Genomic DNA, 20,521 nt, shown 5'->3' on the forward strand with positions numbered 1-20,521 from the left:
TCGTGACCGCCGACAAGGGCAAATCTACGCGCCGGGTCTGACATGAATCGGGCCTGGAAACGGGGCCTTCGTCGACCCGTCGTCACGCGATTGCACCTGCCGCTTGCCCTGGACGCCGCGCGACCGCAGCATGCGTGCCCATCGTGTCCGCCACCGCCGAGCCCCCATCCCCGCATCGTACGTACACCGAGCGCCGCGCCGCCGCGCAGGCGGAGCTGACCGCCCTGGACCGCGTGAGCGCCCGCTACGCCAATCTACGAACACTCGCCTTCCTGGCCGCGGCCGGCGTCGCGGGCTTCGTGCTGGCGGGGCGTCTGCCCAAGGTGTGGTGGTGGGCCAGCGCCGCCGCGCTGGTGCTCTACGGCGTGCTCGCCATCCTCCACCACCAGGTCTTCCGCCGCGAGGCCCGAGCGAAGCTGTACGTGACGCTCAATGAGCGCGGGCTGGCGCGGCTGGGGCCCGGCTGGCACGACTTCACCGAGCGCGGGGAGCGCTTCCTGTCCCCCAGCCACCTGTACACCCCGGACCTGGACGTCTTCGGCCAGGGCAGCCTCTTCCAGCTCCTCAACGAGACGGCCACGCGCTCCGGAGAGGAGCGGCTGGCGGCGTGGCTCTCCGCCCCCGCGTCCGCCCAGGAGGTCGAAGCCAGGCAGGGCGCCGCGCGCGAGCTGGCGCCCAACCTGGACTTCCGCCAGGACCTCTGCGTGGACGCGCGGGACGCCTCGCGCGAGAAGGCGGACCCGGCGCTGTTCATCCAGTGGGCGGAGCTGGGGCCGCAGCTGAACGCCATCCGCTGGGCCCGGCCGGTGGCGGTGGTGCTGCCCCTGGTGACGCTGGCCGTCTACGTCCTGGGCAAGCTCGAGGTGCTGCCGGAGTCGGCCTTCTGGGTAGGGCTGGCCGCGCAGCTGGGCGTGGCCGTCATCACCCGCCGCCCGCTGAAGGTCATGGACGAAGGCGTGGAGGTGGGTGAGCGCGGCTTCGTGCGCTACGCCCCCATCTTCGAGCGCGTGGAGGCCCAGCGCTTCGAGCACCCGCGCTTGAAGACGCTCCAGTCCGGCCTCCAGCAGCCCGGCCAGCCGCCCGTGTCCGAGCACTTCAAGCGCTTCAGCCGGCTGTTCTCCTTCATCGAGTTCAAGCGCCACCAGTTCCACCCGCTGATTCACTGGCTCACGCTCTGGGACATCCACGCGCACTTCGCGCTGGAGCGCTGGCGCGAGGCCCACGGCAAGCAACTGCGCCAGTGGTTCGAGGCCCTGGCTGAACTGGAGGCCCTGTCCTGCGTCGCGGGGCTCGCTCACGACAGGCCGGACTTCACCTGGCCCGTCATGGCGGCCAGTGGCCCCTGCGTGGAGGCCACGGCGCTGGGCCACCCGCTGCTGGACGCGCCGGTGCCCAACGACGTGTCCCTGCCCGGCCCCCGGCACGCGCTGCTCATCACCGGCTCCAACATGAGCGGCAAGACGACGCTGATGCGCGCGGTGGGCGCCAACGTGGTGCTGGCGTTGGCCGGCGCGCCGGTGAGCGCGAAGCACTTCCGCCTGTCACCGCTCCAGACGCTCACCAGCATGCGGGTGAAGGACTCGCTGGAGCGCGGCGTCTCCTACTTCTACGCGGAGGTGCAGCGCATCAAGGCGGTGCTGGACGCGGCGCGGGCCGCGCACGGGCAGGTGCTGTTCCTCCTGGACGAAATCCTCCTGGGGACGAACACCCGCGAGCGGCAGATTGCCTCGCGCGAGGTGCTGCGCCTGCTGCTGGGCACCGGCGCCATTGGCGCGGTGACGACGCATGACCTGTCCCTGGCGGTGCTCGCGGATGAGCCGGGAGCGCACGTCGTCAACGTCCACTTCCGGGACCACCTGGAGGCCGGGAAGATGCTGTTCGACTACAAGCTGCGCCAGGGCGTGGTGGACACCACCAACGCCCTGCGCGTGCTGCGCCTGGCCGGCGTGCCGGTGGACGACCCGGACGAAGCCGCGGCGGCGCGCTGAGCCAGCAACGACGCGGGCCCCGGGGTTTCCCCCGAGGCCCGCGCTTGAATCCAAGGCTCACGCCGAAGCGGTGACTACTTGGGCGCCTCGATGAGGGCGGCGAAGCCCATGCCGCCGCCGATGCACATGGAGACGACGCCGTAGCGGCCGTTGCGGCGCTTCAGCTCGCGCAGGATGGTGGCCACCATGCGCGCGCCGGAGACGCCCAGCGGGTGCCCCAGGGCGATGGCGCCGCCGTTGGGGTTCACCTTGTCGGCGGGGATGCCCAGCTCGCGCACGCAGTACAGCGCCTGCGCCCCGAAGGCCTCGTTCAGCTCGAAGACGTCGATGTCCTCGACCTTGAGCTTGTTCTTCTCCAGCAGCTTGCGGACCGCGGGAACCGGGCCAATGCCCATGACTTCCGGGGGCACGCCCGCCACCGCGGCGTCCACGAAGTAGCCCAGCGGCTTGACGCCCAGCTCCTTCGCCTTGGCCTCGCTCATCACCACCGCGGCGGCGGCGCCGTCCGTCAGCGGCGACGCGTTGCCGGCCGTCACCACGCCCTTGGGGTTGAAGGCCGGGCGCAGCTTGGCCAGGCCCTCCTGCGTCGTCTCAGGGCGGAGGATGGTGTCCACGGTGACGGTGACCTCCTTCGCCGCGCCGTCGTCGTCGTAGTACGTCGTGGTGACGGGGACGATCTCCTCGTTGAACTTGCCCTGCTCGCGCGCGGTGGCGGCGCGGCGCTGGCTCTCCGCGGCGAACTTGTCCGAGTCCTCCCGCGACACGCCGTAGCGCGACGCGATGTTCTCCGCGGTGGCGCCCATGGAGGTGTAGATCTCCGGCAGGCGCTCCATGACCTCGGGGTTGGCGCTCGCCTTGTTGCCGCCCATGGGGACCATCGTCATGGACTCGGTGCCACCACCGATGCCCACGTCGTACATCCCCGCCTGGATGGCCTGGGCCACCTGGGCGATGGCCTGCGAACCGGAGGAACAGAACCGGTTGATGGTCATCGCGGGCACCGTGACGGGCAGGCCCGCCAGCAGCGTGGCCACGCGGGCCACGTTCATGCCCTGCTCGGCCTCCGGCATGGCACAGCCCAGGACGACGTCACCGATGTCCTCCGGCTTCAGGCCGGGGACCTGGGCAACGGCTTCCTTGATGGCGATGGCGGCCAGGGTATCCGGCCGGGTGTCCTTGAACTCTCCCTTGTGGGCGCGGGTGAAGGGCGTGCGGACCGCGCTGGCAATCACGACTCGACCAGCCATTTTGATGTCTCCTTGCCCGGGGAGCACCCGGGCATTCAGCGAATCTCAGGTTCAGTAGCCTATGGATACTGGCCGGCCGTCAGTTCCGCAGCGGCTTGCCCTTCTCGATCATGTGCTGCAGGCGGTCCTGGGTCTTCTCCTCGCCGCACAGGCTCAGGAAGGCCTCCGCCTCCAGCTCCAGCAAGCGCTCTTCGGTCACCAGCAGCGACGAGCTGGTGTTGCCACCCGTGAGCACGGTCGCCAGCTTCTTGGCGATCTTCCGGTCGTGCGCGCTCACCTGGCCGTTGAGCTCCATGTCGTAGAGCATCATGTCGATGGTGGCCGCGCCGCTGGTGCCCGGCAGGCGGAAGCGCGAGGGACGGGGCGCCTTGAAGCCAGCGTCCGCCATGCCCAGCACGCGGGCCTTCGCGTCGGACAGCAGGAAGTCACGGTTGGCGCTGATGCCGTCCGCCTGCGTCAGGAAGCCGCTCTCACGGGCCTCCTCGGCGCTGGTGGCGACCTTCGCCATGCCGATGGTGAGGAAGATCTTCTTCAGGAAGGGGAAGAAGTCGAAGTCCTTGTCCGTGCCGAAGGGGCCGTACACGTTGCGCAAGAGCTGCATGTTGCCGCCGCCGCCCGGGATGAGGCCCACGCCCACCTCCACCAGGCCCATGTACAGCTCGGCGCTGGCCTGGATGGCGTTGCCGCCCATCGTCACCTCGGCGCCGCCGCCGAGCGTGAGGTTGAAGGGCGCCGTCACCACCGGCACCGGGCTGTAGCGCATGCGCTGATTGACGGCCTGGAAGCCCGTCACCAGCTTGCGGATGGACTCGAACTCGCCGCTCTTGGCCGCCCACAGCAGCGCCACGATGTTCGCGCCCGCGGAGAAGTTGGAGCCGTCGTTCCCGATGACGAGCCCCTTGTGGTTCTTCTCCGTCTCGTCCAGCGCGGTGTTCATCATCTCGATGATCTGGTCATCGATGGAGTTCATCTTCGTGTGGAACTCGAGCAGCGTCGCGCCGTCGCCCATGTCCCACAGCGTGGCCCCGTCGTTGCCGGCGATCTTCTTGTTGCCGCGCTTGAGGTACTCCACGCGCTGCGTGCGGGCGTTCTCCGGCACCACCTTCACGGACTTGGACGGGATGTCCCAGTACGTGTCCTTGCCCTTCTCCACGCCGTAGAAGGACGCGCGGCCCGCGGCCAGCATCTCCTCCACCCACGCGGCCGGCTTCAGGCCCAGGGCCTTCATCCGCTCCACGCCCTTCTTCACGCCGTAGGCGTCCCAGACCTCGAAGGGCCCCAAATCCCACCCGAAGCCCCAGCGCACGCCGCGGTCCACGTTGACCACGTCGTCGGCGATCTCCGGGATGCGGCGGCTGGTGTAGGCCAGCACGTCCAGGGTGACGCCCTCGGCGAACTTCGCCGCCTTGTCCTCGGCGTTCATCACCGAGGCCACGCGCTCGCGCACGTCCTCGATGTCCCGCGCGGCGCCCAGCGACTCGTAGCGCACCTTCGCCTGCGGCCGGTACTCCAGCGACTTCAGGTCGAGCGCGAGGATCTCCTTGCCCTGCTTCTTGTAGAAGCCGCCGCCGCTCTTGTCGCCCAGCATGTTCTTCTCCACCATCTTCTGGAGGAACGCCGGGCTGGCGAACACGTCACGCTCTTCGTCGTGCGTCAGCGTGTCGTAGCAGTTCTTCGCCACGTGGGTGAACGTGTCCAGGCCCACGATGTCCGCGGTGCGGAAGACGGCGGACTTGGGGCGGCCCATGGCCGGGCCAAAAATCTTGTCCACCTCTTCGATGGACAGCTCCGCCTTGTCCATGGCGGCGATGGTCCGCATCATCCCGTACACGCCAATGCGGTTCGCGATGAAGTTGGTCGTGTCCTTGCCGTAGACGATGCCCTTGCCCAGCACCTCTTCGCCGAAGCGGTGCAGCGTCTTGAGCACCTCCGGGTCCGTGTCCTTGCCGGCCACCAACTCCAGCAGCTTCATGTAGCGGACCGGGTTGAAGAAGTGCGTGACGAGGAAGTTCTTCTTGAAGTCCGCGCCGCGGCCCTCGGTCATGCCCACAATCGACATGCCGGAGGTGTTGGACGAGATGATGGTGCCCGGGCGGGCGAGCTTCTCCACCTTGGCGAACAGGTCCTGCTTGATCTTCAGGTCCTCCTTCACCACCTCCACCACCCAGTCGCACTCGGCGATGCGGGGCAGGTCGTCGTCGAAGTTGCCCACCTCGATGTTGGTGAACACCTCCGCGGAGACGATGGGGCTGGGCTTCTGCTTGCGCAGGTTGGCCAGCGCGCCCTGGGCAAACTTGTTGCGAAACGCCTTCGAGGAGGTGTCCTCGCCCGGCGCGGCCTTGGGCGGAACGATGTCCAGGAGGAGCGCACGCACGCCCGAGTTGGCCAGGTGCGCGGCGATGCCGCTGCCCATTACTCCGGCGCCCAGCACAGCCACTTTTCGGATCCGCGTCGTCATGTGGGAAAGGCTCCCTGTTGGGAAGGAGGGGACTGCACAAATGTAGGCGATTGACCCGAAAGTCAATCGGATCGGACGGCCAGGGCGCTCGCCACCAGAGGACAAGCCGACTAGAAACCGACCCTCCATGGCGCGCCTCGACCCGCACTCGTACAACGACAGCACGCAGCCTGAGACGGAAACCCTGGACTGGAGGGCCCGCGTCGATTTCAAGACGCAGCGGCTCCACGCGGAGGTCACCCACACCCTCAAGGAAGCCTCGGCCGGGCCGCTGGACCTGGATACCCGGGATCTGGAAATCCGTGACGTCGTCGACGCCGCGGGTCGCCCCTTACCCTACATCCTCTCCCCTTCCGAGCCGATTCTCGGCAGCCGGCTGCGCATCGAGCTGCCGCCGGGGCTGCGGCAGTTCACGGTGCGCTACCGCACGGCGCCGCACGCCAGCGCGCTCCAGTGGCTGACGCCCCCCCAGACGGCCGGAGGGCAGCACCCATTCCTCTACAGCCAGTGCCAGGCCATCCACGCCCGAAGCGTGGTGCCGCTCCAGGACACGCCGCGCATCCGCATCCGCTACACGGCGTCACTGCGGATTCCCAAGGCGCTCAAGGCCGTCATGGCCGCCAGCTTCCTGCGGCGCGAGGAGCACGGCGTGGAGGCGGAGGAGCACTATGAGATGCCCCAGCCGGTGCCGCCCTACCTGCTCGCCTTCGCGGTGGGCAGCCTGGCGCCGAAGGAGCTGGGACCGCGCTCGCGGGTGTGGGCGGAGCCGGAGCTGCTGGAGGACGCGGCGGAGGAGTTCTCCGGCGTGGACGACATGCTGCGCGCCGCCGAGTCGCTCTTCGGGCCCTATGACTGGGAGCGCTTCGATCTGCTCACCATGCCGCCCTCGTTCCCCTACGGCGGCATGGAGAACCCGCGCCTGACGTTCCTCACGCCCACGCTCATCACCGGGGACAAGAGCCTGGTCAACGTGGTGGCGCACGAGCTGGCGCACTCGTGGACGGGCAACCTGGTGACGAACGCCTCCGCGGAGCACTTCTGGCTCAACGAGGGCTTCACCGTCTTCGCCGAGCGCCGCATCCTGGAGGCCCTGGCCGGTCCGGAAGTGTCGGCGCTGCACGGCGCGCTGGGCCGCCGCGCGCTGGACTCCGCGCTGCAGCACTTCCGCGCGCACCCGCAGCTCACGTCGCTGCGCACGCACCTGGCCGGCGTGGACCCGGACGAGGCCTTCTCCCAGATTCCCTACGAGAAGGGCTACCTGCTGCTGCGCGCCATGGAGGACGCGGCCGGGCGGCCCGCCTTCGACGAGTTCCTCCGCCGCTACCTGGCCACCTACCGCTTCCGCGCGCTCACCACCGAGGAGTTCGTCGCCTTCGCGGAGAAGGAGCTGCCCGGGGTGCTGACGAAGGTGGACGCCGAGGCGTACCTGCACCGGCCCGGCGTCCCCCCGGGGGCGCCGTCACCGCGCTCGCTGAGGCTGGAGGCCATGGACGCGCTGCGCGGCAAGGTGCCCACGCTGGAGCAGGCGAAGGACTGGACGCCGGCCGAGTGGCAGCTCTACCTGGAGTCACTGCCCCAGCAGACGCCGCGGGACGTCTTCCAGCAGCTCGATTCGCGCTTCAGCCTCACCCAGAGCCGCAACTCGGAGGTGCTGGTGGCGTGGCTGGTGTCGGCGCTGCGCGCGGGCTGGGAGCCGGCCGTGGCCCGCACCGAGACGTTCCTCGGGGAGGTGGGCCGGATGAAGTACCTCAAGCCGCTGTACGGGGTGCTCTCCGCGTCGCACGCGCACCGGGCACTGGCGCGCGCGCTCTTCAAGAAGCACGGGGAGCGCTACCACCCCATCGCCCGCCAGGGCGTGGAGCTCATCCTGTCGCGCGCCTGAGGACGGCGCGCGGGGCGGGACTACTTCGACGCCGCCGCGCTCAGGCGCTTCTCCGACAGGGCGAGGTAGTTCTCGTCCATGTCGATGCCCACGTAGCGGTGGCCCAGCTTGAGGGCCGCCACGCCCGAGGTGCCGCTGCCGTTGAAGGGGTCCAGCACCAGCGCGTCCGGGGGGCAGCTCGCCTCCAGGATGCGCTCCAGCAGCGCCACCGGCTTCTGCGTGGGGTGGCTGCCGAAGGCCTTCTCCTCGCCGCCGCGCGGGACGGCGAGCGTCCACAGCCGGCCCTCGCCGTCCGCCGTCAGCTCCGCGTCACCGGAGGGCGGCAGCGCCCAGGCGTCGCGCATCTGCTTGCCGCCGTTCTCCGCCTTCATGCGCGCGTAGTTGAACGTGTGCTGCAGCTTGCCGCCGGACTTCGGCGAGGCCCAGATGAGCAACTCCGTGGAGTGCGTGAAGTAGCGGCACGCCAGGTTGGGGCTCGCGTTGGGCTTGAACCAGGTGACGGTGTTGAGCAGCTTGTAGCCGAGCTTCTGCATCGCGAAGCCGACGTTGAAGATGACGTGCTGGGTGCCGCTCACCCACAGCGTGCCGGTGGGCTTGAGCAGGCGCTGGCAGGCCGCGAGCCACTCGGTGGTGAACTGGTGGTCCTCCTCCACGCCGCGCGACACGTCCCAGCCGCCCTTGGCTACCGAGACGCGCTTGCCGCCCTTGCACGTGGTGCCGCCGTTGGAGAGGAAGTACGGCGGGTCGGCGAAGATCATGTCGAACGTCTGGGGCTCGAACTGCGACATCAGCGCCAGGCTGTCGCCGTGCAGCAGCGTATAGGCCTCCCCTTTCGCGTAGACGCTCTCGTTGAGCGAACGGCGGACGACTTTCAGGGAAGGGGCTGCTGCAGCGTGCGCGGACATCTCGCCTCCGTCGGACTCTTCGTCGTGGACGCGGCGGACTGTGCGGTCGCTTCGGTGCTACGTCTAATTTCTGGCCTGTAGCACCCTGAAACTTGACGGGTGGTTCAGGCCGTAGAAGCGCCGCGAGCAGGGCGGGAGCGCCTCTCTTGGAGGCCCTCCGACACCCTGCTCGACGGGGACTGCCTGGACTGTGGCGGGGCCCATGAGAGGCCCCCGCGGCCTACGCCTTCTTGGCGGAGGTCGGCGACGCGCCGTACTTCTTGCGGAAGCGGTCGATGCGGCCGGCCGTGTCCACGAGCTTGTACTTGCCCGTGAAGAAGGGGTGGCAGTTCGAGCAGATTTCCACCGAGAACGAGCCGCGGGTGGACTTCGTCTCCACGCTGTGACCGCACGCGCAGTTCACGCGAGCCGGGGGGTAGACGGGATGGATGTCGGACTTCATGGCGCTCTCCAGTATGCCTTGCCCCCACCCGCCCGCGGGTGGGAGGTCCGGCGCTGAGGGATGGCCGGCGCTTATAATGGCGCTTGGGCCGGTTCACAAGGCCAGCACGGCTCAATGGGCCGCCGAGCCAGGAGGCTCGACGCGTTCCACCCATTTCTGGACGGCCGGATCCGCCGGGACGTCACTGCCGAGCTGGATGTACGACAATAGATGCGTGCGCCCGGCGTCCGTTGCGCCGCCGGACAGCGCTTTCTGGTAGGCGGCTCGCGTGGCCTCCAGGCGGGCAATCGTCTCCTCCAGGGGCCGCTGCTCCGCCGGGGCCTGGGTGCCCGCCAGCCGCGCCTTCGCCCGGGTGAGGTTGCCTTCGAGCAGGCGCAGCTGCTGCCGGGTACGCTCCTGCACGGAGGCGTCCGCGAAGCGGCCCGTCCCCTCCAACTGGAGCACCAGCTTCGCCAGCTCGCGGCCCCGGGCCCCGGAGGGAATCACCGTGGCCTGGGCCTGCCGCTGGGCGATGCCCTGGCCCCGACCTTCGTGGGATTGCACCACGAAGTCCACGCCCTCCACCTGGTCGGCCAGCTGGAGCGCCTCCGCGTGGGGCACCGCCGCGAGCACCACCACCAGCGCCACCTTCGACTTCTCACGCAGGCGCTTCACCTCGGCGGCCACGGCGGGCCGCGCCGGCAGGCCCCGCACGTGTTCCTGGGCCTGTCCCGGAACGGCGAGCCCCACCGGCGTGGGTCTGGCCATGGCGGGAGAGACGCCCACCACGCCCACCTTCACGCCGCCCACCGTCGTCACCAGCGAGGCGGGGAACAGCAGCTTGCCCTGGGCGTCCACGAGGTTCGCCGACAGGACCTTCAGCTTCGCCCGCCGCGTCTGCTTCCGGAGGAAGCCCACGCCGAGCCCGAGGTCCCTCGCGCCCACGGCCATGGCCGCGGTGCCCTGCGCGTCCATCTGCGACAGCACGAGCTCCGCGCGCGCTCGGGCGTCCGGCGCCTGCGCGCTGTCCCGGCTCTTGAAGAGCGCATTGCCAGCGTCCAGCACGAGCACCGGCGCGCCCTGCTCGCGCTCCTTCTCAATCGCGACTTTTCGTCTGGCCAGACCGCCAGAGGGGTTGTGCCGTCAACCACAGGGGGCGACTTCGCCCCCATTGTCTCCGGTGAAGAGGAGGACGAGCTGCCTGGGCGCCGCGCCCGCCACCAGGGGCAGCAGGAGCAGCAGCGCCAGCGCGGCCAGCTTCACCGGACGCGGGCTCACTTCCTGGCCTTCTTGGCGGGCGCCGCCTTCTTGTCCATGTCGGCGATGCGCGCCTTGGCCGTCTTCGCCTCGGCGGACTTCGGGTAGCTCTTGATGAGCTCCTCCAGCGCCAGCCGCGACTCCTCCTTCATCTTCAGCTGCGCGAAGCAGTCCGACGAGCGCAGGTACGACTCCGGCGCGGACTCCGCCTTCGGGAAGTCCTGCAGCACCTTGCCGTACTCGAAGAGGGCCTCGCGGCACTTGGACTCGGAGAAGTACGTCTCACCGAGGCCGAAGTGGGCGTCACCCACCAGCGGGTCCTTGGACCACTTCTTCATGAACTCGTTGTAGAGCTGGCGCGCCAGCAGCACGTCGCCGGCCTTGGCCTTCTCCTTGGCGAGCGCCAAAAACGCCTTCTTGTCCGTGGGGCGCTTGAGCTCCTCGGCCTTCTTCTTCGCCTCGGCCTCCTTCAGCGCCGCCTCGCCCTGCATGGCGAGCAGCTTCTGGTCCTGCGCGGCCAGCGCCGTCTCCAGCTCGGTGATTTTGTGGAGGTACGTCTCCACCTGGCCTCGAAGCTGGGCGAGGTCCTCGACCGTCTTCTGGAACTGCACGCCGATGTCCGCGTCCTTGCGGCGCGCCGCGGTGTCCAGCCCCTTGAGGGCCTTGGTGACCTCCGCGACCTTCTCGTCGATTTTCGGGAGCGTGGCGGCGAGCTGCTCGCGTGTCTCCTTCAGCTCCGTCTGAATCTGGGCGGAGTCGGTGCCGAGCCGGTCGACCTTCGCCTCGAGGGCGCGGCCGCGGTCAGCGGGATAGAAGCAACCAGGGAGGGCCAGCAGGGATATCAGCGCCAAGCTTCGCATCGGGCGCCATCTTAGGCGCAAACGCCCTGCCCGTCCGGACTTCTCTCGCCTGGTCAGGGCGCCCGCCGGGCCTGCCTGGCTGGCCGGTCACCTCGTCCGGACGGAAAACTCCAGCCGCTCGGCAGCGTGCGCGCAGGCCACCCGGAGGCGGTCGGGGTTGAGGAAGAAGGCCACGGGGCGTGAACGGCCCGACTCCAGGGCCTGGAAGGCCCGGCGGTACTCGGAGGCCGCCTCGGCGGTGCGTCGGCACTGCTCCAGGAGCAGCCCGAGCAGATACCGGGCGGCCGCGTGGTCCGGATCCAACGTCAGGCAGCGACGCAGGTCGCGCTCCGCCACGGCGTCTGAGACCCCCGAGGCGGCGCCATCCAGCACGCAGGCGAAGAGGAGGTCCGCCTCCGCGCGGGCCTCCGGGCCGGGCTCGGGCGTGGCGGCCACGGGCCCCCGGGCCCCCCCCGCGTCCATGAGCGCCGGGACAGCAAGCCCCTGGTGGGCACGCGCAGGGGGCACGGGCGTGCCACGCTTCTTCGGAGGAGCCGCAGCGCCGCTCCAGGTGTGCTGGGCAGCCGGTGCCTCGGAGGCCCCTTCCTCCGGCCGGACGTAGAAGAAGGCCTGCTCGCCGCGCTGCACCCGCAGCGTTGGCGGAACCCGGAGCAGCGGCTCGGACGCGGACAGCACCAACACGCCGCCGGGCGCCAGGCTCCGCGCGAGCGCCTCCACGGTGCGCTGGAAGGCCTCCTCGGTGAAGTAGATGAGGACGTTGCGGCAGAAGATGACGTCGAAGCCGCCCCCCCCTGGCGCCACCGGATACGGCGACTCCATCAGGTTGTGACACTGGAAGCTCGCGCGCTCCCTCAACGCGGGCGCCAGGGCGTCTCTCGCGCCGGAGCGGACGAAGTACCTTGAGCGCAGCTCGGGTGGGACGCGGCGGAGCTGCTCCCGGCTGTAGGCCAGCCACCGCGCGCGGCGCAGGGTATCCCCGGCGATGTCCGTCCCCAGCACCGTGCTGTCCGGGTCGGCCCCTGCCTCCGCGAGCAGGACGAGCAGCGTGGCCACCTCCTCGCCCGTGGCGCAGCCCGCGCTCCAGACGCGCAGGGGCCGCCGATTCCGCGTCACCAGGGGGGTGAGGACCTGCGCTCGGAACGCGGCGAGCTGCACCTCGTCGCGGAAGAGGTCCGTCTTGTTCACCACCACCGTGGCGATGAGGTCCTCCAGGTCCGTCACGCCCGACGGGGACTGGAGGAACATCAGGTACTGGTGCGGCGTGAGGCCCTGGCTGCGCGCCGCCAGCCGCTCATCCAGCCGACGGACCTGGGGGCCACTCAGGGCCATCCCCGTCCGCGCCGACAGGAAGGCGCGCACTCCGGCCCATGGCGCGCCGTCAGCCACCCGGGCTCAGCGCCCCACCGCGAGGGACTCTCCCCGCGCCAGCCGCACCAACGTCGCCGCGACATCGTCACCGTGGATGAGGTGGTCCACCGCCTTGCGCTCCACCGCCGTGCCCGGCATGCCGAACACCACGCAGGACTCCTCGTTCTGCGCCACCGCCAGTCCACCCGCCTGCTTGATGGCCAGCAGGCCTTCCGCGCCGTCCCCGCCCATGCCCGTCAGCACCAGGCCCACCGCGCGCCGGCCATAGGTGCGGGCGGCGCTCTCCAGCAACACCGTGCCGGACGGCATGTGCCCGTCCCGCTCCACGCCTGGCTTGAGCCCGACCCGCCCCCGGAAGGGGATGACGGTGTGCTGCCCCGGCGGAGCGATGAGGACGTGCCCCGGCATCAGCGGCTCTCCGTCCTGCGCCAGCCGCACCTTCAGCTTGCTGGCCCCGGCCAGCCACCCCGCCAGGGACTCCGCGAAGGCGGCGTTGATGTGCTGGACGATGACGATGGGCGCCGGGAAGTCCGCCGGCAGCTCCGACAGCATCTTGAAGAGCACCTGGGGCCCGCCCGTGCTCGCCGCCACCACCACCACGCCCATGGACACCGCGGGCAGCACCGACGTGGCCACCCGAGGCGGCGGCAGCGGCCCGCGCTGAGGCCGACGCAGGTGGCGGATGACGCGCACCGAGGACAGCAGCCGGATTTCGCGGACCAGGTTCCACGCGTCCGGCCCGGCGTCGATGGCGGGCTTGATTTGGAGGGCGAGCGCGCCCAGATCCAGCGCGCGGTACGTCAACTCCGGCGCCTGGGAGCGCGGGTCGGCCGTGAGCACCAGGATGGGCGTGGGGCACTCGGCCATGATGTGCTCGGTGGCCGTGAGCCCGTCCATGACGGGCATGTCCACGTCCATGGTGATGACGTGGGGACGCAGCTCCTTGGTCATCTCCACGGCCTGCTTGCCGTCCGCGCAGGTGCCCACGACTTCGATATCGGGGTCCTTGCTCAGCGCCTCGCAGATGAGCTGTCGGCAGATGAGGGAGTCATCGACCACCAGCACCGACACTTTCTTGCCCATGCCCTGTCCATACCCCGTGCGCGAGCCCGGGAGTATAGCCAATGCAGGGGCCTGTCAGCCCAGCAGTCGCCACACCCCCGTCACCAGGCCCCGGCGCATCAGGTCGCCCTGGGGGATGGAGCCGTCCACCCCGTCCGCAAACCCCCTCCGCCGGTCCTCCTCTCCCCCACGGGTAGTGAGGAGGCCCCCCGGGAGCCCCCCCGTGAGGTGGCCGAAGCGGCCCGAGTTCCCCGGGCTCGCAGGGCCCCCGAGGAGCCCGTGGGAGGCTGACGGGAGCGTGTGCCCTGGCGAGGTGTGGCTGGAGAGGGGCAGGTCCTCCAGGTGCGGGGCGGCCTGGAGGACGGAGGAGATGCGCGCCCGTTCGCGCAGACCGAGCTGCCGCACGTCTCCAGGCGGCAAGGTGGCCGCGGCAGCGCCCCTGACACTCACCGCCAGCAGCAGCGACGCCCGCGGCCCTCCGGGGTCAGGGGCTGCCGCAGCCCCCCACTCGCGCCAGCATGGCCGCCGCCGCGCCCGCGACGAGGAGCGCCGTGAGCACGGCACGCCGGCGCCAGGGTGGGGCCGCGGGCGCGGACTGCTCCAGCCGCCTGCGCAGCTGCTCCAGGGTGCGCGGCTGCACCTCGCGCCGGAAGTGCTCGGTGGAGGTGTGCGTCTCCTCCAGGCGGCGGGCACAGCCCGGACACTGCTCCAGGTGCGCCCGGGCGGCCTTCTCCTCCGCGTCAGGGAGTCCTCCGAGCAACAGCGCGTCCAGGGTGAGTCCCGACAGGTGGGAGTGCTCGGGCAGGCTCATCGATGCGTCCTTTCATCCCGCAGCCGGGTGGCGGCCTCGGCCAGCGTGGCCAGCCGGTAGACGACAGTGCGGCGGGAGACGCCGAGCACCTGGGCGACCTGCACCTGGTTCAGGCCTTCCATGTGGTGCAGCCACGCCACCACCCGCACCGACTCCGGCACGCGCTCCATCAAACGTATCAGGAAGTCGCGACTGCCAAAGGTCTCCTCGGCGTGCGCTCCAGGCGAGTCCGGCAGCTCCCCGACTGGCTCGGCCTTCTGCTTGCCATTGCGCAGCTCGTTGAGACAGTAGTGCGTCGCGATTCGGTATATCCAGGGGAGCGCCTCGCTCGAGCTCTTCACCTTGTCCAGGTGCGTGTAGGCCCGGATGAAGGTCTCCTGCGAGGCATCCTCGGCGGCCGCGTCGTCCGCCAGGATCTTGCGGCACTTCGCGTAGATGAGCGGGCCGTAGGCCTGGTACAGCTCCATCCACCGTTTGTTGGACATGGCGCACCTCTATAGCCCTCGCGCGGTGCTGCTTCATGAGAGTTGCGCTGAAAAAGTCTTGCTCACTTTGGCTCGCTGCCGTGTTTCCCAGGACGGAAGGGCGAGGCGCCCGCCTGACCCAGACAAATCCCCGGACACCCCAAGGAGCAAGAGCATGATTCATCTGAAGATGAGGAGCCTGACGTGGGTGACAGTGACAATGGTCCTGGCCGCGTGCGGAGGCATGGACGTACAGGAGGCGCAGGAGGTGCAGGATGAAGGGCTGCCCACCGAGGCGGGACTCCCCGTCGACGGAGAGCAGCAGGAGGTGTACTTCACCGTGGATGAGACGGGACAGGTGCGTCAGGACGTCACGGGCGCCTGCCCTCATTGCGAGTCGCGGGGCGCCTTTGATGTCATCCACACTTCCCAGCTCTACGCCACCGGCTGGGCATGTACGCCGTACTATCCGGGCAAGATCTACAACATCTCCATCCAGCGCTACGCGGGCTACTACCAGGGCTGGGTTCCGGTGGGCACGGGCGCGGCCAACCGTCCTCGCGACCCCGCTGTCGGGCAGCTGTGTGGTGGCAATCCCAACCACGGCTTCCACATCCCACTCGGCTCCGGTGGCCCTGGCGCGTACCGGATGGTGGCGACTGCCTTTGAGCAGAATCCGCTGTATCTCTATCCGACGTATCAGTACTGAAGCCCTCCGGCGGCCAGGGCCTCGATAGGCCCCGCCCGCCCGGCAAGCGCGGGCGGAGGGGCTCATGGACGGTCGGCCCGCGTGTCCATGCGGGCGCCTCGCCAGCGCTCCAGCGCGGCCTGTCCGGCCCTGTCCGGATGGGCCGCGCGGGCGTAGTCCTCCCGCGCATCCGCCAGCAACCGGGCCACGTGATTCGGCTCCTGCCTGGCCGCCTGAAGTCCACGGGCGAGCAGGAGGCGCCGCGCGGCTTGGAGATTCGGGTCCACGCCCGAGCGCTCCGCGAGCCGCAGCGCCTGCTCCAGCAGGGGCAGGGCCTGGGAGGCGAGGCCCAGCGCCAGCAGGGCCTCGCCCTGCACCCGCAGCGCGTCGGACGCCTGCGGAGACAGCGCGCCCTGGGACTCCACCAACAGGGGGTGGCTTTGCCGGGCCTCTTCCAGCGCCTCGGCGGGCCTGCCCAGCCGCAGCAGGGTGGCCGCGCGAAACCCGTGTGCCCGCGCCGTCAAGGGGCCGCCGCCCTCCGCCCGGGTGGCGACCTCCAGCGCGCGCTCGCGGGCACGCAGCGCCTCGGCGTGGCGGCCCCAGGCATCGTGGCAGTCCGCCAGGGCCTCCCAGCGCAGGCTCAATGAGCCGTCTTCCGGACTGCTCAAGGCCTCGAACCGGGTGAGGGCACGCGTCAGGATGGGAAGCGCCTCGGCGTGGCGGCCCAGCATCACCAGGGCCCTGGCCTGGTTGAACTGCGCGTGAGGATGACGGTCGCTCTGCCGCGCCCCCAGCCGCTCGACCAGCCCCAGGGCCTGTTCGGCCCGGGCGAGCGCCTCCTCGTAGCGGCCCTCGGCGAGCAGCAGGCTGGAGCTGACCAGGTGGAGGGTGACCTGGGACAGGGACTCCGGAGGATAGGCGTCGGGAAAGGCGGTGGTGGCCTGCTCGAGCACGCGGCGCGCGTCCACGAGCCGGCCCCCCTCCCTGTACTGGTCCGTCAGGTTCAGCAAGGCCACGAGCGACGTGGGGTGCCGGGGGCCCAGCAGCCGCTCCAGGGTGGTCGCCACGCGCTCCAGGTGGTGCGTCCCCTCCACCCCGCGGCCCGCCTTCGCCAGCGCCAGCGCCAGGTTGCCTTCGGCGAGCGCCAGGCGGTAGTCGCGGGGGCCGTAGGCCCGCTCCAGCAGCAGCGCGGTGCGCCGCAGCGACTCGAGCGCGAGCACGCTCTGGCCCAGCCTTATCTGCCCGGAGCTCCGGGTGGCCTCGAGCAGCGCCTCGAGCTGCAGCGGGGCGGTGAGTCTTGGGAGGAGCGCCGCGGCCTGGGCGTGCCACCACTGCGCCTGCTCCGTGAGGCCAGAGGTGAACAGGGACTGGGCGAAGTAGAGGCTGGCTTCCACGGCCAGACGGTCATGGCGGTGGGCCAGCGCGGTGTGCGCCGCCTCGGTGAAGAGGGGCCGGGCTTCGGGGGGCCGCAGGCTGGACGTGGCGCGGGCCAGGACGAGCAGGGCCTCCGCGAGCGTGGGGGCATGGCCCAGGGCGCGCGCCCGGGCCACGGCGGCCTGGCCCTCTTCGGTGGCCTGCTCGTAGCGGCCGCCCAGCCGCAGGGCGCTCACCCGGTCCAGTTCCTCGCGCAGGGCCGTGACGGCGGGCCGGAGCGACTCGGGCGCCGGCGTCACCTCGGCCAGCAGTCCCTCCACGTCCGCGCAGTCGGAGAGCGCCGGCAAGCCCGCGGCGGCCTGGACGGCGCGCTGGGCGGTGGCCTCGTCCGCCTGGGACAGCACCGCGCCCAGGGCGGCGAGCTGCTGCTTGCGCCGGTCCAGGCAGGCCATTCGCAAGGTGAGCACCTGCTCGGATTGTTCGCCGCGCAGGCGCGTGGCCTCGCAGGCCTGGCGGTGCTGCGCCGCCCACTCGTGGGCATAGGCGTCCAGCACCTGCCGCGTGCCTTCGAAGACGTCGCGGACGTAGGGCTTGCCGGTGGCGGCGAAGGCCCGCTGGACGCGCGCGCGGGCGGAGTCATCCCACACTCCCGCCAAGTGGGTGGGCGCGCCCTGGCAGAGCTGGGCGCGCTCGGTGGCGCGCAGGCGCCAGAGGGCCGTAGCCGAGATGCCGGCGCCCAGCACGGCCGCAGCGCAGGCGCCCACGGCCAGCCAGCGCAGGCGTGTTTTCGCCGGGCTGCGGGTGAGGGCCTGCAGCAGCGCCTCCAGGGTGGAGGGACGCAGGCGCGGGTCCGGCTGCAGGCCCTGTCTCAGCGCGCGCACCACCCAGGCGGGCACCTCGGAGCGGCTGGGGGGCGGCAGCGGGTGGCTCCCGGCCATGGCCTGGAGTCGCTCCGCGGGGGTGTCGCCCGCGAAGGGGTATTGCTGGAAGAGGGCTTCGTAGAGGGCGACGCAGAAGGCGAACACATCACTGCGCGCGTCGGCGGGCTGGCCCAGGAGCAGCTCGGGGGCCAGGTAGCGCGGCGTGCCGGGCACGTCTCCCGGCTCGGTGAGGGGCGACTTCCAGGCGGCGCGCTGTCCGTCCGCAGGGAGCCCGGCTGGCAAAGTGCTCGCGCTGGACTCATCCCGCACCACGCCGAAGTCGGTGACGCGCACGCGCCCGTCGCGGCCCACCAGCACGTTCTCCGGCTTGAAGTCCCGGTGGACGAGCCGGGCGGCGTGCGCGGCGGCCAGCCCGCGGCCCGCGGACAGGAAGGCCTCCAGCACCTCGCGCCACGAGCGCTGCCGCTCCCGGCACCACTGGCGCAGCGTCTGGCCCTCCACGCACTCCATGGCGATGAAGATGCGGCCATCCTCCAGTGTCCCGGCGTCGTAGACGGCCACCACATGGGGGTGGGACAACCGCGCCATCGCCCGGGCCTCTCGCAGCAGGCGCGTCTGGGCCGTCGTGTGCGCCCCCTGTCCGGCGTGCAGCAGCTTGAGGGCCACGCGTCGGTCCAGCCTCGCGTCATAGGCGGCGAGCACCACGCCCATGCCTCCCTCGCCGAGCGGCCGCAGCACGGTGTACCGCTCGGCGACGAGCGTGCCCGGAGCGAGGCGCGAGGGCAGCGGCTCCAGCGACGACTCGGCCGGCCGAGGCGTGGCGGGAGGAGTCAGGACGTCGATGTCGTCTTCGGACCGGGGCGGCTGGACTGGCGTGCTCATCCGTTCCTGGCTCCCCGTCCCCCAGGGCCGAGTTGCGATGCAGGCCCTCCGGTGGCGCAAAGCGTATCAGTCCTCCGCGAGTGCCGGGTGGCGCAGGCCATGAGGTTGCATCCCCGGTGCGCGGGGGGGAGCCGCACCGGGGAGGCGTCTTCTGCGGTGCTTCACCCGAAAGACCCGGCTGACGGTGAAAGTGCGCAAGCGCCTGAGAGGGATGGGGCGCTTTTGAGGAGGCGGGAGGGCGGAGCGCACCGAGGCGGCTCCCTCGCGCAGCGCATCTGCGCTGCGCGATCAGGCCGGCCGAGGCCGACGCAGTCCTCGCGCCAGGAGGATGGCGAGCGTGAGCGCGGTGAGGGGCAGCACGAACCACCCCATGACGCGCGTGAAGCCGTGCAGGGCGTCGTGCTGCTGGGCGTCCAGGACCAGGTAGGCGGTATAGGCCACGTAGTAGGCGAAGAAGACGCCGCCCTCCCACCGGCTGATGACGTGGCCGGTGCGGAAGATGGGAAGGCACGCGACGGCCACGGCCAGCATCACCGGCAGGTCGAAGCTCACCACCGCGTCCGCCGCCGCCACCCCGCCGGGCGCCACGGTGGCGCAGAAGCCCAGCACCGCCAGGACGTTGAAGATGTTGCTGCCCACCACGTTGCCCACGGCGATGTCCCGCTCCCCCCGCATGGCGGCGAGGAGGGAGGTGGCCACCTCCGGCAGGGACGTGCCGCCGGCGATGAGCGTCAAGCCGATGACCAGCTCGCTCACCCCCAGCACCCGGGCGAACGCCACCGCGCCGGCCACCAGCCACCGCGAGCCCAGCACCAGCAGCGCCAGGCCCGCCGCGACGAAGAGCACGTCCAGCCATATGGGCCCGCGGGGGGCCGCTGCCTCCGCGCCCGGCGCCTGGCGCCGCTCACGCCGGCTGGCCACCACCGTCCACGCCGTGTAGCCCACGCCCCCGGCCACCAGCACCGCGCCGTCCAGGCGCGACACCCGGCCATCCAGGCACATCAGCAACAGCGCCCCGGACACGCCCACCATCAGGGGCACCTCGCGCCACACCAACTGCCGCACCACCACCAGCGGCGTCACCAGCGCGGACACCCCGAGGATGAGCAGCACGTTGCAGATGTTGCTGCCCACCACGTTGCCCAGCGCCAGGTCCGGCTGCCCGCGCAGGCTCGCGGCGAGGGTCACCGCCAGCTCCGGCGCGCTGGTGCCGAGCGCCACCACCGTCAGCCCCACCACCAGCGGGGAGATGCCCAGCGCCAGGGCCAGGCCCGACGCGCCCCTCACCAGCAACTCCGCTCCGCCCACCAGCAACCCCAGCCCCACCACGAACAGCACCCCCTGCCACGCGCTCATGCGTGCCCCCTTCAGCCCGTGGCCAGCAGGACCACGTACAGCCCCACGAGGACCAGCAGCGCCAGCCCCAGCGTGCTCCAGGCCCCCAGCCGCGCCTCCACGGCCTCCACCCAAGGCCCCCGGGCCAGGCCCCGCGTCTTCGCGAAGCGCACGCGCCCCTGAACCCGTGGTCGCGCCAGCGGGAGCCTGCGCCCCACGTCCCGCAGCCACGCGCCCGCGCGGAGCAGCACCAGCGCCACGTCGCCCGTGGGAACCTCCGGCAGCCACCACCCGTCGCGCGGCCGCCAGCGCCAGAGCGCCCCCGCCACCGCGCTCCCGGCCAGCACCGGCCACAGCGCCGCCCAGGCCCCGCTCCCCGACAGCACCTTGGCCACCGCCGTGTCCGGCGCCAGCCCCCACACCGCCGCGAAGGCCAGCACGGTGAGCGCCGCCCAGGGCCCCCACAGCCCCGGCCCGCCGTGCGCGTGGCGGCCCTCCTCCGGGCGCGGCACCAGCCACAGGAAGCGGGCCAGGACGAGCGTGCTGCCCACGGCCGCCACCGACAAGGCCAGCGACACCGCCGGGCCGGCCCCCGCGTCCTTCAGCGCCGCCTTCGCCAGCGCCCCTCCCGTCAGCGG

The 20,521-nt window shown here is 71.2% G+C and carries 18 protein-coding genes; 3 read left to right on the forward strand and 15 right to left on the reverse strand.

The window, feature by feature from the left end; all coding sequences use genetic code 11:
- The first annotated feature begins 143 nt into the window (after positions 1–143).
- Positions 144–1,988 (forward strand): MutS-related protein, encoded by a 1,845-nt coding sequence (locus HV826_RS16205; protein WP_176417929.1) that lies wholly within the window; start codon positions 144–146, stop codon positions 1,986–1,988.
- A gap of 74 nt (positions 1,989–2,062) precedes the next feature.
- Here HV826_RS16205 and HV826_RS16210 read toward each other — a convergent pair whose 3' ends face one another.
- Positions 2,063–3,235 (reverse strand): thiolase family protein, encoded by a 1,173-nt coding sequence (locus HV826_RS16210; RefSeq protein WP_176417930.1) that lies wholly within the window; start codon positions 3,233–3,235, stop codon positions 2,063–2,065.
- 79 nt (positions 3,236–3,314) lie between these two features.
- On the reverse strand, positions 3,315–5,693 hold the full coding sequence (locus HV826_RS16215; RefSeq protein WP_176417931.1) for a 3-hydroxyacyl-CoA dehydrogenase/enoyl-CoA hydratase family protein: 2,379 nt from the start codon (positions 5,691–5,693) through the stop codon (positions 3,315–3,317).
- A gap of 127 nt (positions 5,694–5,820) precedes the next feature.
- Here HV826_RS16215 and HV826_RS16220 point away from each other — a divergent pair, with 127 nt between their 5' ends.
- A complete protein-coding gene (locus HV826_RS16220) occupies positions 5,821–7,575 on the forward strand; it encodes a M1 family metallopeptidase (protein WP_176417932.1) in 1,755 nt (584 codons plus the stop codon).
- 20 nt (positions 7,576–7,595) lie between these two features.
- On the opposite strand, the gene HV826_RS16225 is transcribed toward HV826_RS16220, so the two are convergent.
- The 10 genes from HV826_RS16225 to HV826_RS16265 all read right to left on the reverse strand — a co-directional run bounded on the left by HV826_RS16225 (position 7,596) and on the right by HV826_RS16265 (position 14,744).
- Positions 7,596–8,480, reverse strand: coding sequence for a site-specific DNA-methyltransferase (locus HV826_RS16225; RefSeq protein WP_176417933.1), 885 nt, complete (start codon positions 8,478–8,480; stop codon positions 7,596–7,598).
- Between the two features lie 220 nt (positions 8,481–8,700).
- Positions 8,701–8,922, reverse strand: a complete 222-nt coding sequence (rpmE, locus tag HV826_RS16230; protein WP_176417934.1) for a 50S ribosomal protein L31 — start codon at positions 8,920–8,922, stop codon at positions 8,701–8,703.
- A 111-nt stretch (positions 8,923–9,033) separates the two neighbouring features.
- A complete protein-coding gene (locus HV826_RS16235; protein ID WP_176417935.1) occupies positions 9,034–9,972 on the reverse strand; it encodes a 5'-nucleotidase in 939 nt (312 codons plus the stop codon).
- A gap of 72 nt (positions 9,973–10,044) precedes the next feature.
- Positions 10,045–10,179 (reverse strand): hypothetical protein, encoded by a 135-nt coding sequence (locus HV826_RS37250; RefSeq protein ID WP_255207846.1) that lies wholly within the window; start codon positions 10,177–10,179, stop codon positions 10,045–10,047.
- Positions 10,176–11,018 carry a tetratricopeptide repeat protein gene (locus HV826_RS16240; RefSeq protein WP_176417936.1) on the reverse strand — a complete coding sequence of 281 codons (843 nt, stop codon included), beginning with the start codon at positions 11,016–11,018 and terminating at the stop codon, positions 10,176–10,178. Before HV826_RS16240 ends, HV826_RS37250 begins: the two co-directional genes overlap by 4 nt.
- An 87-nt stretch (positions 11,019–11,105) precedes the next feature.
- Positions 11,106–12,404 carry a CheR family methyltransferase gene (locus HV826_RS16245; RefSeq protein WP_176417937.1) on the reverse strand — a complete coding sequence of 433 codons (1,299 nt, stop codon included), beginning with the start codon at positions 12,402–12,404 and terminating at the stop codon, positions 11,106–11,108.
- A gap of 6 nt (positions 12,405–12,410) precedes the next feature.
- Positions 12,411–13,469, reverse strand: a complete 1,059-nt coding sequence (gene cheB, locus HV826_RS16250; protein WP_176417938.1) for a chemotaxis-specific protein-glutamate methyltransferase CheB — start codon at positions 13,467–13,469, stop codon at positions 12,411–12,413.
- A 54-nt stretch (positions 13,470–13,523) separates the two neighbouring features.
- Positions 13,524–13,853, reverse strand: coding sequence for a hypothetical protein (locus tag HV826_RS16255; protein ID WP_176417939.1), 330 nt, complete (start codon positions 13,851–13,853; stop codon positions 13,524–13,526).
- 79 nt (positions 13,854–13,932) lie between these two features.
- Positions 13,933–14,259 carry an anti-sigma factor gene (locus tag HV826_RS16260; protein ID WP_176417940.1) on the reverse strand — a complete coding sequence of 109 codons (327 nt, stop codon included), beginning with the start codon at positions 14,257–14,259 and terminating at the stop codon, positions 13,933–13,935.
- The gene (locus HV826_RS16265; protein WP_176417941.1) at positions 14,256–14,744 is read right to left on the reverse strand and encodes an RNA polymerase sigma factor; all 489 of its coding nucleotides are present in this window, start codon (positions 14,742–14,744) and stop codon (positions 14,256–14,258) included. Before HV826_RS16265 ends, HV826_RS16260 begins: the two co-directional genes overlap by 4 nt.
- A gap of 154 nt (positions 14,745–14,898) precedes the next feature.
- Here HV826_RS16265 and HV826_RS16270 point away from each other — a divergent pair, with 154 nt between their 5' ends.
- On the forward strand, positions 14,899–15,432 hold the full coding sequence (locus tag HV826_RS16270) for a hypothetical protein (RefSeq protein ID WP_176417942.1): 534 nt from the start codon (positions 14,899–14,901) through the stop codon (positions 15,430–15,432).
- 62 nt (positions 15,433–15,494) lie between these two features.
- Here HV826_RS16270 and HV826_RS16275 read toward each other — a convergent pair whose 3' ends face one another.
- The 3 genes from HV826_RS16275 to HV826_RS16285 form a co-directional block, all read right to left on the reverse strand.
- Entirely contained in the window at positions 15,495–18,548 is a 3,054-nt protein-coding gene (locus HV826_RS16275) for a tetratricopeptide repeat-containing serine/threonine-protein kinase (protein WP_176417943.1), read from the reverse strand.
- 288 nt (positions 18,549–18,836) lie between these two features.
- Positions 18,837–19,904, reverse strand: coding sequence for a calcium/sodium antiporter (locus HV826_RS16280; protein ID WP_176417944.1), 1,068 nt, complete (start codon positions 19,902–19,904; stop codon positions 18,837–18,839).
- 11 nt (positions 19,905–19,915) lie between these two features.
- Positions 19,916–20,521: hypothetical protein (locus HV826_RS16285; RefSeq protein WP_217918647.1), on the reverse strand; the 606-nt coding region annotated here is incomplete at its 5' end.

The organism is Myxococcus sp. AM010 (assembly GCF_013372585.1).
GTDB lineage: Bacteria > Myxococcota > Myxococcia > Myxococcales > Myxococcaceae > Myxococcus > Myxococcus vastator.

Excerpts from the sequence above, each read along its gene's own strand:
- HV826_RS16210 (WP_176417930.1), bottom strand. The coding sequence starts at position 3,235 with ATGGCTGGTCGAGTCGTGATTGCCAGCGCGGTCCGCACGCCCTTCACC.
- HV826_RS16215 (WP_176417931.1), bottom strand. The coding sequence starts at position 5,693 with ATGACGACGCGGATCCGAAAAGTGGCTGTGCTGGGCGCCGGAGTAATG.
- HV826_RS16220 (WP_176417932.1), top strand. The coding sequence starts at position 5,821 with ATGGCGCGCCTCGACCCGCACTCGTACAACGACAGCACGCAGCCTGAG.
- HV826_RS16225 (WP_176417933.1), bottom strand. The coding sequence starts at position 8,480 with ATGTCCGCGCACGCTGCAGCAGCCCCTTCCCTGAAAGTCGTCCGCCGT.
- rpmE (WP_176417934.1), bottom strand. The coding sequence starts at position 8,922 with ATGAAGTCCGACATCCATCCCGTCTACCCCCCGGCTCGCGTGAACTGC.
- HV826_RS16240 (WP_176417936.1), bottom strand. The coding sequence starts at position 11,018 with ATGCGAAGCTTGGCGCTGATATCCCTGCTGGCCCTCCCTGGTTGCTTC.
- cheB (WP_176417938.1), bottom strand. The coding sequence starts at position 13,469 with ATGGGCAAGAAAGTGTCGGTGCTGGTGGTCGATGACTCCCTCATCTGC.
- HV826_RS16260 (WP_176417940.1), bottom strand. The coding sequence starts at position 14,259 with ATGAGCCTGCCCGAGCACTCCCACCTGTCGGGACTCACCCTGGACGCG.
- HV826_RS16265 (WP_176417941.1), bottom strand. The coding sequence starts at position 14,744 with ATGTCCAACAAACGGTGGATGGAGCTGTACCAGGCCTACGGCCCGCTC.
- HV826_RS16270 (WP_176417942.1), top strand. The coding sequence starts at position 14,899 with ATGATTCATCTGAAGATGAGGAGCCTGACGTGGGTGACAGTGACAATG.
- HV826_RS16275 (WP_176417943.1), bottom strand. The coding sequence starts at position 18,548 with ATGAGCACGCCAGTCCAGCCGCCCCGGTCCGAAGACGACATCGACGTC.
- HV826_RS16280 (WP_176417944.1), bottom strand. The coding sequence starts at position 19,904 with ATGAGCGCGTGGCAGGGGGTGCTGTTCGTGGTGGGGCTGGGGTTGCTG.